The sequence below is a fragment of the Paenirhizobium cremeum genome, from assembly GCF_022884085.1.
GTDB classification, from domain to species: domain Bacteria; phylum Pseudomonadota; class Alphaproteobacteria; order Rhizobiales; family Rhizobiaceae; genus Allorhizobium; species Allorhizobium cremeum.
The window spans coordinates 313,879-326,902 of the sequence record NZ_JAGGCS010000004.1 but is presented as its reverse complement, the minus strand read 5'-3'; the positions used below and the strand labels follow the sequence as shown (position 1 = coordinate 326,902).

The 13,024-nt window shown below is 63.6% G+C and carries 15 protein-coding genes and 1 riboswitch; of the genes, 8 read left to right on the top strand and 7 right to left on the bottom strand.

What is annotated here, in order from left to right; all coding sequences use genetic code 11:
* Positions 1-25: 25 nt before the first annotated feature.
* The 6 genes from J5N58_RS10130 to J5N58_RS10105 form a co-directional block, all read right to left on the bottom strand.
* A complete protein-coding gene (locus J5N58_RS10130) occupies positions 26-631 on the bottom strand; it encodes a thiamine phosphate synthase (RefSeq protein ID WP_244710660.1) in 606 nt (201 codons plus the stop codon).
* A complete protein-coding gene (locus J5N58_RS10125) occupies positions 628-1,401 on the bottom strand; it encodes a thiazole synthase (RefSeq protein WP_113338088.1) in 774 nt (257 codons plus the stop codon). The genes J5N58_RS10130 and J5N58_RS10125 overlap by 4 nt, the downstream gene beginning before the upstream one ends.
* Position 1,402: 1 nt before the next feature.
* Positions 1,403-1,600 (bottom strand): sulfur carrier protein ThiS, encoded by a 198-nt coding sequence (gene thiS / locus J5N58_RS10120; protein WP_112830590.1) that lies wholly within the window; start codon positions 1,598-1,600, stop codon positions 1,403-1,405.
* The gene (thiO, locus tag J5N58_RS10115; RefSeq protein WP_244710658.1) at positions 1,597-2,607 is read right to left on the bottom strand and encodes a glycine oxidase ThiO; all 1,011 of its coding nucleotides are present in this window, start codon (positions 2,605-2,607) and stop codon (positions 1,597-1,599) included. Before thiO ends, thiS begins: the two co-directional genes overlap by 4 nt.
* A gap of 1 nt (position 2,608) precedes the next feature.
* Positions 2,609-4,450, bottom strand: coding sequence for a phosphomethylpyrimidine synthase ThiC (thiC, locus tag J5N58_RS10110; RefSeq protein WP_244710656.1), 1,842 nt, complete (start codon positions 4,448-4,450; stop codon positions 2,609-2,611).
* 139 nt (positions 4,451-4,589) lie between these two features.
* Positions 4,590-4,721: riboswitch (TPP riboswitch) on the bottom strand.
* A gap of 49 nt (positions 4,722-4,770) precedes the next feature.
* Positions 4,771-5,778, bottom strand: coding sequence for an MBL fold metallo-hydrolase (locus J5N58_RS10105; protein WP_244710654.1), 1,008 nt, complete (start codon positions 5,776-5,778; stop codon positions 4,771-4,773).
* 330 nt (positions 5,779-6,108) lie between these two features.
* Between J5N58_RS10105 and ffh the strand changes: the two genes are divergently transcribed.
* From ffh to trmD, 5 genes are all read left to right on the top strand, one after another.
* Positions 6,109-7,680 carry a signal recognition particle protein gene (gene ffh, locus J5N58_RS10100; RefSeq protein WP_244710652.1) on the top strand — a complete coding sequence of 524 codons (1,572 nt, stop codon included), beginning with the start codon at positions 6,109-6,111 and terminating at the stop codon, positions 7,678-7,680.
* A gap of 11 nt (positions 7,681-7,691) precedes the next feature.
* Complete coding sequence (locus J5N58_RS10095) at positions 7,692-8,012, top strand: chorismate mutase (RefSeq protein ID WP_112830585.1); 321 nt, start codon at positions 7,692-7,694, stop codon at positions 8,010-8,012.
* 63 nt (positions 8,013-8,075) lie between these two features.
* Positions 8,076-8,450 carry a 30S ribosomal protein S16 gene (gene rpsP / locus J5N58_RS10090; RefSeq protein ID WP_112830584.1) on the top strand — a complete coding sequence of 125 codons (375 nt, stop codon included), beginning with the start codon at positions 8,076-8,078 and terminating at the stop codon, positions 8,448-8,450.
* Positions 8,451-8,579: 129 nt separating this feature from the next.
* Positions 8,580-9,149: a ribosome maturation factor RimM gene (rimM, locus tag J5N58_RS10085; RefSeq protein WP_113338091.1), complete on the top strand. Its 570-nt coding sequence runs from the start codon at positions 8,580-8,582 to the stop codon at positions 9,147-9,149.
* A gap of 8 nt (positions 9,150-9,157) precedes the next feature.
* The gene (trmD, locus tag J5N58_RS10080) at positions 9,158-9,859 is read left to right on the top strand and encodes a tRNA (guanosine(37)-N1)-methyltransferase TrmD (RefSeq protein WP_112830582.1); all 702 of its coding nucleotides are present in this window, start codon (positions 9,158-9,160) and stop codon (positions 9,857-9,859) included.
* Here the strand turns inward: trmD and J5N58_RS10075 are convergent.
* The gene (locus tag J5N58_RS10075) at positions 9,841-10,587 is read right to left on the bottom strand and encodes a sulfite exporter TauE/SafE family protein (protein ID WP_244710650.1); all 747 of its coding nucleotides are present in this window, start codon (positions 10,585-10,587) and stop codon (positions 9,841-9,843) included. The genes trmD and J5N58_RS10075 overlap by 19 nt on opposite strands.
* 268 nt (positions 10,588-10,855) lie before the next feature.
* On the opposite strand from J5N58_RS10075, the gene rplS reads away from it, so the two are divergent.
* The 3 genes from rplS (at position 10,856) to J5N58_RS10060 (ending at position 13,008) form a co-directional block, all read left to right on the top strand.
* Positions 10,856-11,392 (top strand): 50S ribosomal protein L19, encoded by a 537-nt coding sequence (gene rplS / locus J5N58_RS10070; RefSeq protein ID WP_244710648.1) that lies wholly within the window; start codon positions 10,856-10,858, stop codon positions 11,390-11,392.
* Positions 11,393-11,537: 145 nt separating this feature from the next.
* A complete protein-coding gene (tsaA, locus tag J5N58_RS10065) occupies positions 11,538-12,062 on the top strand; it encodes a tRNA (N6-threonylcarbamoyladenosine(37)-N6)-methyltransferase TrmO (protein WP_244710645.1) in 525 nt (174 codons plus the stop codon).
* A 148-nt stretch (positions 12,063-12,210) separates the two neighbouring features.
* Positions 12,211-13,008: a transporter substrate-binding domain-containing protein gene (locus J5N58_RS10060; RefSeq protein WP_113466005.1), complete on the top strand. Its 798-nt coding sequence runs from the start codon at positions 12,211-12,213 to the stop codon at positions 13,006-13,008.
* Positions 13,009-13,024 lie beyond the last annotated feature (16 nt).

The following is a 13,024-nucleotide window of genomic DNA, read 5'->3' as shown; positions in this document are numbered from 1 at the left end:
ATTACCAGTGGCGTGATGCGGGTGCTCAGCGCCAGCGGCACGTCGCGGCGATCCACTCACGGGTCCGCTGTTCGGGGTCGGGATTGCGGGTGATGTCGGTGACCACCGCGGCGCTGTCGGCACCATGGGCGAAGACGTCGTCCAGCCGTTCTACCGTCACGCCGCCGATCGCTACGAGCGGCAGATCGCCGATCCTCTCCTTCCAGTCCTTCACCCTTGCCAGCCCCTGAGGTGCCCAGGGCATCTCCTTCAAGACGGTGGGCCAGACGGGGCCGAGCGCAACATAGTCCGGTGCCGCGGCAAGGGCCGTGGCCAGTTCCGCCTCGTCGTGGGTGGAGAGGCCGAGCCGCAACCCCGCCGCGCGGATCGCGCCCACATCCGCCTCACACAGATCCTCCTGGCCGAGATGGACGAAATCGCAGCGTTCCTCGATCGCGATCTGCCAGTGGTCGTTGACGACGAGTTGGCAGTCATGGGCGGCGCAAAAAGCCCTGGCCTGGCGAATTTGCGTTCGCAGTTCTGCCTCTGTGCGATCCTTCATCCGCAATTGTACGAGCCTGACGCCGAGCGGCACGAGGCGTTCGATCCAGCCGGCGCTGTCGACGATCAGATAGAAGGGATCGAGCCTCATGCGAAGACGCCCTTGCCGATCACCGGCGTCGACGGCACGGCCATGTCGCGTGGTTCAAGTGGGCCGGCGAGCCAGGCCTTGCGCCCGGCGTCAATCGCTCCGGCAAAGGCTTCCGCCATGCCGGCGGGGTCGCCGGCACTCGCGACGGCGGTATTGAGCAGCACCGCGTCATAGCCGAGTTCCATCACGGTCGCCGCATGGGACGGCCTTCCGATGCCTGCATCAATGATCATCGGAATTTCCGGAAAGGCCGCCCGCATGGCTCTGAGGGGGGAGAGGTTCTGCGGTCCCATGGCGCTGCCGATCGGGGCGCACCAGGGCATCAGCACCCGGCATCCGGCGTAGAGCAGGCGCTCGCCAACCACAAGGTCGTCGGTCGTGTAGGGGAAGACCTCGAAACCATCGTCGGCAAGGATGCGTGCCGCCTCGACAAGCTGGAAGACGTCGGGCTGCAGCGTGTCGTGATGACCGATCAGTTCGAGCTTGATCCAGTCGGTGCGGAACAGGTCGCGAGCCATGCGCGCGGTCAGAACCGCTTCTGATACGCTGTGACAGCCGGCTGTGTTGGGTAATATCCGAACGCCGAGGTCACGGATCAGTTCGAAGAAGGCACCGCCTGCCCTGCCACCAGCAGTTTCACGCCGCAGCGAGACCGTGACGATGCCGGTGCCGGACCGGCGGACCGCTTCCGCCAGTACCGATGGTGAAGGGTAACGCGCGGTGCCGAGCAGCAGGCGCGAAGCGAGTTCTGTCCCGCAAAGTTCGAACATGTCAGCCTCCCTGCATGGGCGTAAGGATTTCGATCCGGTCGCCGTCCGATAGCGGGAAGGAGGCGCGGTCTTCGCGATGGACCAGTTCCCCATTCACTGCGGTGGCGAGCCAGTCGCCTTCGTAGTCGAGTGTACGGAGCAGGTCTTCCAGTGTAGTGGCGGTGCAATCCTGTTGGTCGCCGTTGACGATCAGCGTCATCGGAATGTTCTCCTGTTGTTGTCGGATGGAGTGCGGTCTCCTTCGAGCCGCTTCAGCAAGAGGTCTGCCGTCTGGCGCGCCATGGCCGGCGCCAGCAGAAAGCCGTGCCGGTGCATGCCGGCGATCGCGAGCCCCTCGTCAGTTTCGACGACGCGGGGAAGGTTGTCGGGAAAGGCAGGGCGCAGACCGACGCCGGTCTCCACAAGTCGCGCCTTGGCAAAGGCCGGGTGCAGTGCGTAGGCGGCGTTGAGCAGTTCCATCAGCGATTGTACGCTGATTGCCCCGTCATCTTCCGTCTCGAGCATGGTCGCACCGATCATGACACGGCCGTTCGAGCGGGGCACGAGATAGATCGGATAACGCGGGTGCAGCAGCCGTACCGGACGGCGAAGATGAAGCTCGAAGGTTTCCACGACGAGCATCTCCCCGCGTACGGCCCTCAGGCCGGCAAGCTTGCCGATCGCCTGGGGGCCGGTGCAGTCGATGACGGCGGCGTGGCTCCGTCGGTCGGGCGGCGCGACGGTATCGAGATGGAACCGCGCGCCCCGTTCGTGCAGCCGGCGCGCGAGGTCGGCCAGCGTTGTTTGCGGATCGAGATGTGCCTCGTCGGCAAAGAACAGGCCACGGCGAAACCGTCCTCTGAGATCCGGCTCGAGAGCCGCGATCCCAGCTTCATCCACCCACTCGAAGCCGGTGGTTCGTGCCGCAAAGCGGGAGAGCTCGTTGACGTCACGGCCTGGCGCCAGGACAAGCGTTCCCTGGCGCGTGACCGACCCCGGAACGGCGGCCTCCCACCAGTCGGCAGCCTGCAAGCCGAGGGTCAAGACGGCCTCCCCGGCTGTCTCGCGTTCGCAAAAGGGGGCAAGCATGCCGCCGGCGAAATGCGAAGCCCCGTGCCCGACTGCTCCGGCGCGGTCTATGATCTCGACGTTGAAGCCGCGCTCTGCGAGTTCATGGGCTGCGGCAAGGCCGGCAACACCGGCGCCGCGGATCAGGATACCGACCATTTCAGCCATCCGTGGCGAGCGTGCCGGGTGCTGTGACCGGCATGTAGAGGTCGCCGCCGTCGCGGTATTTCGTGGCCATGGCTTCCATGCCCTCCTTCTGGGCCTCCGCGCGGATGTCGTGGGAAATCCGCATGGAGCAGAATTTCGGGCCGCACATCGAGCAGAAATGGGCGACCTTGTGGGCCTCCTTCGGCAGGGTCTCGTCATGCATCGAGCGGGCGGTATCGGGATCGAGCGACAGGTTGAACTGGTCTTCCCAGCGGAACTCGAAGCGGGCGCGCGACAGCGCGTCGTCGCGGACGCGCGCCGCCGGATGGCCCTTGGCGAGATCGGCGGCATGGGCGGCGATCTTGTAGGTGATGACGCCCACCTTCACGTCGTTGCGGTCGGGAAGGCCGAGATGCTCCTTCGGGGTGACGTAGCAGAGCATGGCCGTGCCGAACCAGCCGATCATCGCCGCGCCGATGCCAGACGTGATGTGATCGTAGCCCGGGGCGATGTCGGTGGTCAGCGGTCCGAGCGTGTAGAACGGTGCCTCGCCGCAGACTTTCAGCTGCTTGTCCATGTTCTCCCTGATCTTGTGCATGGGAACATGGCCGGGACCCTCGATCATAACCTGGCAGTCCTTCGCCCAGGCGATCTTCGTCAGTTCGCCGAGCGTTTCGAGTTCGGCGAACTGCGCGCGGTCGTTGGCGTCGGCAATCGAGCCGGGGCGCAGGCCGTCGCCCAGCGAGAAGGACACGTCATAGGTCCGGCAGATGTCGCAGATCTCCTCGAAATGTTCGTAGAGGAAGCTTTCCCGGTGATGATGCAGACACCACTTGGCCATGATGGAGCCGCCGCGCGAGACGATGCCGGTGACCCGGTCGACGGTGAGCGGGATGTAGGCGAGGCGCACGCCGGCATGGATGGTGAAATAATCGACGCCCTGTTCCGCCTGCTCGATGAGCGTGTCGCGATAGACTTCCCAGGATAGGTTTTCGGCGATGCCGCCGACCTTTTCCAGCGCCTGATAGAGAGGCACGGTGCCGATCGGCACCGGGGCGTTTCTCACGATCCAGTCGCGGATGTTGTGGATGTTGCGGCCGGTCGAGAGATCCATCACCGTGTCGGCGCCCCAGCGGATCGCCCAGACCATCTTCTCCACCTCTTCGGCCATCGACGAGGTGACGGCGGAATTGCCGATATTGGCGTTGATCTTCACGAGGAAATTGCGGCCGATCGCCATCGGCTCGCTTTCGGGATGGTTGATGTTGGCAGGGATGATGGCGCGGCCGGAGGCCACTTCCTGACGCACGAATTCGGGGGTGACGACGTCGGGAATATGGGCGCCGAAGCTCTCGCCATCGCGGGGCGTGGGGAGGGAAGCATCCCGCATCGCCTTGCGGCCGAGATTTTCGCGGATGGCGACGAATTCCATTTCCGGCGTGACGATGCCGGCGCGGGCATAGGCGAGCTGGGTGACGGCTTTGCCGTCCCTGGCGCGCAGTGGCGCATGGCGGAGCGGAAATTCGGGCGTCAGTTTTTCGGGCGAGACGAAGCCGTTGTCCTCCGGCTTCACGATGCGTCCCTCATAGGTCTCGACGTCGCCGCGTGCCGCGATCCATGCGGCCCTGAGGCGGGCAAGACCCCGGTCGATGGCAATGTCGCAGGCGGGGTCGGTGTAAGGGCCGGAGGTGTCGTAGACGTTAACCGGTGGTTCTCCGGCGGTCGGATGAACGGCGATCTGGCGCATGGGGACGCGGATTGCCGGGTGGATCTCGCCGGGAATGTAGATCCGGGTCGAGGCGGGAAGAGGGTCCGTGGTGATGTCGGGTTTTGCGATCTGCGGGGCGATGTTCATCGTGGAGCTCCAAGGTTTGATGTTGGAGACCCAGTCATGTCAGCCGGAATGATGGAATGCGCCTTGCGGATCCTGTTTCGGATCCGTCTTCGCCTGAGCCGTTCCGAGAAAACCAAGGAGGTCCTTGCCCGAAAGAGATCTGGCAGCGCTCGCACCGTCCCTACGCCAGTATGAACTGGATCAGGTTCAACGGGTCACCGCGCTGCCATCCGTCGTTTTGGATGGCCCAGCGGAATCTCAGCCCCTTGTCGGGACACCCCTGGTGAATTCGATGATTTTCGAAAATTCCGGCGCGCCTGTCAACGGCCGGAGGAGAGAGTTCACGGCACGGGCGGCACGTCGAAGGCTTCGCCGGCACGCAAGGGACGGAAGCGCTCCGGCTCCATGCCCTCAGCGGCAAGGGCTTGCGACAGGTGTTCCACCGGCGCTTCGATGGCCTCGTCGGTGAGCTGGAAGGTACCGAAATGGTGGCCGACGGCATAGGCCGCGTTGCAGAGCCGCATGCCGGCGACGGCTTCCGCGGGGTTCTGGTGTTGCCCCTTCATGAACCAGCGCGGTTCGTAGGCGCCGATCGGCAGCACGGCGAGGCGGAAGGCGCCGTGCTTTGCCGCGGCGGCCTTGTAGTTTATGCCGTCGTGAAAGCCGGTGTCGCCGATGTGGTAGACCTTGCCGGCCGGTGTCGAGATGACGAAGGCGGCCCAGAGCGCCATGCGGCGGTCGTTCATGCCGCGCGCCGACCAGTGATGGCAGGGTTCCGCATCGATGGAAACGTCATCGGAAAGCGCGATGCGGTCGCCCCAGTCCATGACCGAAATCAGGGCCCCGGGCATGGCCTTGCGGATCAGCGGGTCGTTGCCGAGCGGGGCGACGACCTGCGGCGCATGATGCTTGCGGAGGCGGGAAAGCGTTTGAAGATCGAGATGGTCGTAGTGATTGTGGGTGACGATCACGAGGTCGATCGGCGGCAGCTTGTCGAAGGGGATGCCCGGCTCGATCACACGCCTTGGTCCGGCGAAGGAAAAGGGGCTGGCGCGTTTTGACCAGACGGGATCGGTGAGGATATTGAGGCCGGCGACCTGGATCAAAAGGCTGGCATGGCCGATCATGGTGACGCGCAGGCCGTCGCCGCTGATGCGTTCAGCAGGCGCTGCCGGCTGCGACAGGCGTTCGACCCGCTTCGGCCAGCGGGCGCGCTCGCCGTTGGTTCGCCATTTCCAGAGATCGCGGAGATTGCCGGGTTCCACGCCTTCCGGATTGAAGAAGCGAATGCCGTCGAAATGATCGGTGACGGGGCCTGAATAATAGGGGTTGGCCGGTTTTCTCGCCATGGTGCCTTGCCGTTGTCGATGAAGACATGCATCTGGGAATGGGGCGGCTGGTTTGGAAGAGGCATTGCGCAAAATGCCCGCTTTTGCGTCCATTTCCCGGCAAGCCTTGACTTTCCCGGGCATTTCCTGTTTATCGCGGCGAAATCTGCGACGAGACAAGAACTCCGAGCCGCCGACCGGGACCCTGACAGGTATAAAGAGATCCCGGAGGTCAACATCCGACAGCGCGATGCGCCCTCGGGTGCTTTTTGGCTTTGCGTCTTGTTTTCGGCGGAAAAAAGACCAACGTTCCGGTTCGAAAGACGAAACCGGAACGATAAGGAAGAGCCGATGTTTGAAAACCTCCAGGACCGCCTTGGATCCATTCTGAATGGACTGACCGGCCGTGGCGCATTGTCCGAGGCGGATGTCTCCGCCGCGCTGCGCGAGGTGCGTCGTGCGCTTCTGGAAGCCGACGTGGCGCTGGAAGTGGTGCGTTCCTTCACCGACAAGGTGCGGGAAAAGGCGGTTGGCGCCTCCGTCCTGAAATCGATCAAGCCCGGCCAGATGGTCGTCAAGATCGTCCATGACGAACTCGTGGAAATGCTGGGCTCGGAGGGCGTGTCCATCGACCTCAATGCGCCGGCTCCCGTCGTCATCATGATGGTTGGCCTGCAGGGCTCGGGCAAGACCACCACCACCGGTAAGATCGCCAAGCGGCTGACGGAACGCGACAAGAAGAAGGTGCTGATGGCGTCGCTCGATACGCGACGCCCGGCCGCCCAGGAACAGCTTCGCCAGCTCGGCGCACAGACCGGCATTGACACGCTTCCGGTGATCGCCGGCCAGTCGCCGACCGACATCGCATCGCGCGCCGTACAGGCGGCCAAGCTCGGCGGCCATGACGTCGTCATCCTCGACACCGCCGGCCGTACCCATATCGACGAGCCGCTGATGGTCGAGATGGCCGAGATCAAGGCCCGCTCGAAGCCGCATGAAATCCTGCTCGTCGCCGACAGCCTGACCGGTCAGGACGCCGTCAATCTTGCCCGCAATTTCGACGAGCGCGTCGGTATTACCGGTCTCGTCTTGACTCGCATGGACGGCGATGGCCGTGGCGGTGCGGCCCTTTCGATGCGCGCGGTCACCGGCAAGCCGATCAAGCTGATCGGCGTCGGCGAAAAGATGACGGAACTTGAGGAGTTCCATCCCCGGCGTATCGCCGACCGCATCCTCGGCATGGGCGACATCGTTTCGCTGGTCGAAAAGGCGGCCGAGACGATCGACGCCGAGAAGGCGGCCGCCATGGCCGCCAAGATGGCGAAGGGCAAGTTCGACCTCGACGACCTCGCCGAGCAGCTCAAGCAGATGAAGAAGATGGGCGGCATGGGCGGCATCATGGGCCTGATGCCCGGCATGGCCGGCATGAAGGACAAGATGGCGTCGGCCGGTCTGAACGACAAGCTGTTCGACCGCCAGATCGCCATCATTTCCTCGATGACGAAGGCCGAGCGCGCCAATCCCGATATCCTCAAGCATTCCCGCAAGAAGCGCATCGCGGCAGGTTCCGGTACGGACGCCGCCGAGATCAACAAGCTTCTGAAAATGCACCGCCAGATGGCCGACATGATGAAGATGATGGGCGGCAAGGGCAAAGGCGGCATGATGAAGCAGATGATGGGCGGCCTTGCCTCGAAGATGGGGCTTGGGGGCGGCATGGGCGGTATGCCCGACCTCTCGAACATGGACCCGAAGCAGCTCGAAGCGCTGGCCAAGCAGGCGGAAGCCGCCGGCCTCAAGCCGCCGCCCGGTCTCGGTGGCATGGGCGGACTTCCCGGTCTCGGTGGCGGAGGGCTTCCGGGTCTGGGCGGAGCGAAGCTTCCCGGTCTCGGCGGCCTGCCGGGCCTGCCGAAGAAGAAGTGAGGGGAAGGAAGATGGTCGATCAAGCCGTCAAGGAACAGCTTTCCAGCTATCGCCAGTCGATCGACAATATCGACGCCGCACTGGTGCACATTCTGGCCGAACGCTTCCGCTGCACCAAGGCAGTGGGCATGCTGAAGGCCAAGTATAATCTGCCGCCGGCCGACCCGGCGCGCGAGGAATACCAGATCGCTCGCCTGCGCCGGCTGGCACAGGACGCGCATCTGGACCCGGATTTCGCCGAGAAGTTCCTGAACTTCATCATCACGGAAGTCATCCGGCATCATGAAGCCATTGCCGCCGAACATGGCGGTGCAACCGAAAAGACCGCCTGACGGCGGCCTCAACAAGAACCGGACCGCCGGAAGGCGGCCCAAAGAAAACCCAAGGAGTACATTATGTCCCTCAAGATTCGTCTCGCCCGCGGCGGTTCCAAGAAGCGCCCCTACTACCAGATCGTCATCGCCGACGCCCGTTCGCCGCGCGACGGCCGTTTCCTGGAAAAGGTCGGTTCGTGGAACCCGATGCTCGGCAAGGACAATGAAAAGCGCGTCGAACTGAACGTCGACCGCATCAAGGATTGGCTCGCCAAGGGCGCACAGCCGACCGACCGCGTCCTTCGTTTCCTCGCCGAAGCCGGCGTTGCTACTCGCGATGCCCGCAACAACCCGGAAAAGGCAAAGCCGGGCAAGAAGGCCCTCGAGCGCATCAAGGAAAAGGAAGCAAAGGCTGCTGAAGCCGCTGCTGCCGCCGCCGAAGCTGCTGCCGAGTAATTTTTCTACCGGATTTGTCCGGTTTGAACGGGCGGCAGGTCTCCTGCCGCCCGTTTTAGCGTTTTCTTTCGGTGGGTTTCGCACTAAAAGGCAGTGATCCGACAATTGCCCGAAAATGCGACAGAACCCATGACCAAGCTAGAAAATCCCGTTCTGATGGCCGTGATCGGCGCAGCCCAGGGCCTGCGCGGCGAAGTCCGGGTGAGGGCCTATACCGGCGATCCGCTGGCACTCGGCGACTACGGCAACCTGCACAGCCTTGACGGGCGGGTCTTTGAAATCCTCGAGATCCGCGAGGCCAAGAATGTCGCCATCGTGCGGTTCCGTGGGGTGAATGACCGCAACGCCGCCGAAGCGCTGAACGGGCTGGAGCTTTATATCGACCGCGACGCCCTGCCGGATGAAGAGCTCGACGAAGACGAATTCTACTATGCCGATCTCGAAGGCCTCGACGTGCACGATGCCGAGGGCAATCATTACGGCGCGGTGACCGGCATATACGATTTCGGCGCGGGCGATCTGCTCGAGCTGAAGGGCCCCGGCAAGCGTCCGGTCCTGATCCCGTTCTCAGAGGCCGCCGTTCTGGAAATCGACCTTGAAGGCGGTAAGATCCTCGTCGATCCCATTGCCGCCGGGCTCAAGGACGACGAGGAAAAGCCCTATGGCGGCGGCAAGGTGCGTCCGAAGAAGGACGAGTGAAAACGCTCATGGCTTTCAAGGCGACGGTTCTTACCCTCTATCCGGAGATGTTTCCAGGTCATCTCGGGGCGGCACTTGCCGGTCGGGCGCTGGAGCGCGGCGACTGGTCGATGGAAGCGGTGCAGATCCGCGATTTTGCCCTCGACAAGCACCGCAGCGTCGACGACACGCCATCCGGCGGCGGAGCCGGCATGGTGCTCAAACCCGATGTGCTTGCCCGCGCCATCGACTCGGTCGGGGCCGATGACCGTCCGCGGCTGCTGATGAGTCCGCGCGGACGGCCGCTGACGCAGGAGCGTGTACGTGCGCTTGCCGCCGGCGAGGGTGTGGTGATCGTCTGCGGCCGGTTCGAGGGCGTCGACCAGCGGGTGATCGATGCCCGCAATCTCGAGGAAATTTCCATAGGCGACTATATTCTTTCCGGCGGCGAACCCGCCGCGCTGACCCTGCTCGATGCCATCGTGCGTATTCTGCCCGGCGTCATGGGCAACCAGCTTTCGGGCGTGCATGAAAGCTTCGAGGCAGGGCTTCTGGAACATCCGCACTATACCCGGCCGCAGGTGTTCGAAGGTCGCGAGATCCCGGCGGTGCTGACCTCGGGGGATCATGCGGCCGTCGAAAGATGGCGGCTGGAGGAGGCGGTCAAGCTGACCGCTGAACGGCGGCCGGATCTCCTGATGGCGGACGAGGATCAGCCGGTCAGGAAGTAATAGACGGCGAGCAGAAGGCCGGCCACGATGACCAGGAAACGCAGGATAGACTGGGGGACCCGCCTGGCGAGGCTGACGCCGGCATAGCCGCCGAGCGCGACAGCGGGGACCATGACCAGCGCATGGGTCCAGGAGACGGCACCGGCCGTGGCAAAGACCGCGATCGCCACTGCCGCGATGACGATCGACAGGAAGTTCTTCAAGGCGTTCAGCCGATGATAGTCGCCGCCGCTTGCAAGGCCGAGCGAGGCGAGCATCATGATGCCCATCCCGGCTCCGAAGAAGCCGCCATAAAAGGCCGTCAGCGTCTGCAGGCCAAGGCCGAGCGGCGTCGCCGGGTGGCCCTCGCCCGCGGTTTTCGGCCTGAGCTTCGGCCCGGCCGCGAAGACGGCCGTGGCGGCGATCAGCAGCCATGGCACCATGGCGCGAAATGTCGGATTGGACAGAGAAACGAGGAAGAGCGCGCCGGCGAGCGCCCCCGCCGCGGAAACGAGGGCGAGGACGACGGCCCCCCGCCAGAAGCTCTTCAGCTCGCGAAGATAGGCGAGCGTCGAGGTGACGTAGCCCGGAAACTGGGTGATCGACGATGTGGCGTTGGCGGCAATCGGCGGCAGGCCGGCCAGCGTCAGCGCGCCGAAGGTCAGGAAGGTGCCGCCGCCTGCAATCGCATTGACGACACCGGAAAAGAAACCGGCGGCAAAGAGAAGAAGGATCGTCGCAATCGGCATGTCATGTCCCCGTCCACGGCGACAAGGCTTATGCCTTCCCGTTCGTGTGGGCAAGCGGCGGACTGCCGCCTCCGACAAAAGTGTCGTGTCGGGGGTGACAACCGGGGTTGTTTGGTGTATTTGCGCCCACGGAAATGGGCTCCTGCCCGTCTGCCGCAACAAAGAGCATGCGTATCCGCTCCTGCCCGCAAGGCAAATCCGGAGGTTTCGACCGAAGGATCAACCGTTGAGCGCTCTGGCTGTTTTAGAAGAACCGAAGGTTAGACACATGAACATCATTGAACAGCTGGAAGCCGAACAGGCTGCCAAGATCGCCGCCAAGCGCACGCTTCCCGAATTCTCCCCGGGCGACACCGTCCGCGTCAACGTGAAGGTCACGGAAGGCAACCGTACCCGCGTGCAGGCCTATGAAGGCGTCTGCATCGCCCGTTCCGGCGGTGGCCTCAACGAGAGCTTCACCGTTCGCAAGATCTCCTACGGCGAAGGCGTCGAGCGCGTATTCCCGGTCTACTCCCCGATGGTCGAAGGCGTAGAAGTCGTTCGCCGCGGTAAGGTCCGTCGCGCCAAGCTCTACTACCTGCGCGACCGTCGCGGCAAGTCGGCCCGTATCGTCGAGAACACCGGCACCCGCGCCCGCAAGCTGAACGACGCCGAGCGCGCCGCAGTTGCCGAGGAAAAGGCACGTCTGGAAGCTGAAAAGATCGCAGCAGCACAGGCTCTGGCCGCCGAAAAGGCAGCAGCAGAAGCCGCTGAAGCAAAGGCTGCCGCCGAAGCAGCAGCTGTAGCCGAAGGCTCTGCAGAATAAGACTTCCCCGATTTCGGGTTTCGAAAGGCGGCCTTCGGGCCGCCTTTTTTCGTTTGTGCATGGGACTTTTCGTGCCAGCGATCGCGTGGCCTTTCGGCGATATTTCTAATGGGATATATCGCTATGCAAACGGAGGCAGCCAGACATGGTGCGTGAGAACGAGATCCGGGAAAACGAAGTCAAAATCGAGGCGCCGGAGGCCGTCGACGCCGGGCTGGTCTTCATCGGCCGTATCCGGACGCCCTGGAGTTCGCGGATGGAGACGCCGCGACAGGGGCGCCATGACGGCCCCGTCTGCGAGATCGAGATTTTCGAGCCCTGGGTGCCGGCGCTGAAAGGCGTCGAAAGGTTCGAGCAGCTTGAAATCCTCTACTGGCTCGATCGTTCCAGGCGCGATCTCGTTCTGCAGAGCCCGGGCGACAACGGCGAGGTGCATGGCACGTTTTCCATCCGCTCGCCGGTGAGACCCAATCCGATCGGCACCTCGATCGTCATCTTGGAGAAGGTCGAGGGCAACAGGCTTTTTGTCCGTGGCCTCGATTGCCTCGACGGGACGCCGTTGATCGACCTCAAGCCGGAACGCAGCCTGTTCAAGCCGATCGCCGCGCCGCAGAAGGGCGATTTCGAAGTCAGCGACGGCGTTCACGCCAGCCATTGCCAAAAAGCGTGAATCCTTCCTCCGGACGGATGGCTTTTCGGCCGGATATGCGGGATTGAGAAGGCCGTTTCGCCACCGGCGCCGTGGATGCAGTGCCGCCTTCTTGCAAGGCATAATCGAACTGTGACACTCTCGGCCCGCCACAATCAGGGAGACAATCATGCTTCTTCGCCGCGCCGTACTTGCCGGTCTTTCCGTGCTTTCGCTGCTGCCGCTTCCCGCCATTGCCGCCGACCTGCCGGATCTCGGCGGCAAGACCGTCGTGGTGGTGACCGAAAATGCCTATCCGCCGCTGCAGTTCGTCGATCCGAAGTCGGGCCAGGCCATCGGCTGGGAATACGACGCGATGAACGAGATCGCCAAGCGGCTGAACTTCAAGGTCGAATACCAGAACACGTCGTGGGACGCGATGATCCAGGCGGTCTCGGACGGCCAGTACCAGATCGGCATGACCGGCATCACCATCAAGGACGACCGCAAGGAGAAGGTCGATTTCTCCGACCCCTACATGCGATCCGAGCAGTTCATGCTGGTCAGGGGCGATGAGAGCCGCTTTTCGGACGCCAAGAGCTTCGGCGAATTCAAGGATGGCCTGATCGGCGCGCAGCCGGGCACCTCGCCTTTCTACACCGCCGTCTACGAAATTCTCGACGGCAACGAGCAGAACCCGCGCATCAAGCTGTTCGAGACCTTTGGCGCCACCGTTCAGGCGCTGAAAGCCGGCGACGTCGATCTCGTCCTCACCGACAGCGTCGCCGCCAAGGGCTATGTCGATGCATCGAATGGCGGCCTGAAGGTCGTCGGCGGCGCGCTCGGCGCGGAGGATTTCGGCTTCATTTTCCCGAAAGGTTCCGATCTCGTGGCGCCGGTCAATGCGGCGATCGCGGCGCTGAAGGCCGACGGCACCTTCGATGCGCTGAACAAGAAGTGGTTTCTCGACTACAAGATGGGCGAGTGAGGGTGCGGGAGCCGAG

Excerpts from the sequence above, each read along its gene's own strand:
- J5N58_RS10130 (WP_244710660.1), bottom strand. The coding sequence starts at position 631 with ATGAGGCTCGATCCCTTCTATCTGATCGTCGACAGCGCCGGCTGGATC.
- J5N58_RS10125 (WP_113338088.1), bottom strand. The coding sequence starts at position 1,401 with ATGTTCGAACTTTGCGGGACAGAACTCGCTTCGCGCCTGCTGCTCGGC.
- thiS (WP_112830590.1), bottom strand. The coding sequence starts at position 1,600 with ATGACGCTGATCGTCAACGGCGACCAACAGGATTGCACCGCCACTACA.
- thiO (WP_244710658.1), bottom strand. The coding sequence starts at position 2,607 with ATGGTCGGTATCCTGATCCGCGGCGCCGGTGTTGCCGGCCTTGCCGCA.
- thiC (WP_244710656.1), bottom strand. The coding sequence starts at position 4,450 with ATGAACATCGCCCCGCAGATCGCAAAACCCGACATCACCACGGACCCT.
- J5N58_RS10105 (WP_244710654.1), bottom strand. The coding sequence starts at position 5,778 with ATGGCGAGAAAACCGGCCAACCCCTATTATTCAGGCCCCGTCACCGAT.
- ffh (WP_244710652.1), top strand. The coding sequence starts at position 6,109 with ATGTTTGAAAACCTCCAGGACCGCCTTGGATCCATTCTGAATGGACTG.
- J5N58_RS10095 (WP_112830585.1), top strand. The coding sequence starts at position 7,692 with ATGGTCGATCAAGCCGTCAAGGAACAGCTTTCCAGCTATCGCCAGTCG.
- rpsP (WP_112830584.1), top strand. The coding sequence starts at position 8,076 with ATGTCCCTCAAGATTCGTCTCGCCCGCGGCGGTTCCAAGAAGCGCCCC.
- rimM (WP_113338091.1), top strand. The coding sequence starts at position 8,580 with ATGACCAAGCTAGAAAATCCCGTTCTGATGGCCGTGATCGGCGCAGCC.
- trmD (WP_112830582.1), top strand. The coding sequence starts at position 9,158 with ATGGCTTTCAAGGCGACGGTTCTTACCCTCTATCCGGAGATGTTTCCA.
- J5N58_RS10075 (WP_244710650.1), bottom strand. The coding sequence starts at position 10,587 with ATGCCGATTGCGACGATCCTTCTTCTCTTTGCCGCCGGTTTCTTTTCC.
- rplS (WP_244710648.1), top strand. The coding sequence starts at position 10,856 with ATGAACATCATTGAACAGCTGGAAGCCGAACAGGCTGCCAAGATCGCC.
- tsaA (WP_244710645.1), top strand. The coding sequence starts at position 11,538 with ATGGTGCGTGAGAACGAGATCCGGGAAAACGAAGTCAAAATCGAGGCG.
- J5N58_RS10060 (WP_113466005.1), top strand. The coding sequence starts at position 12,211 with ATGCTTCTTCGCCGCGCCGTACTTGCCGGTCTTTCCGTGCTTTCGCTG.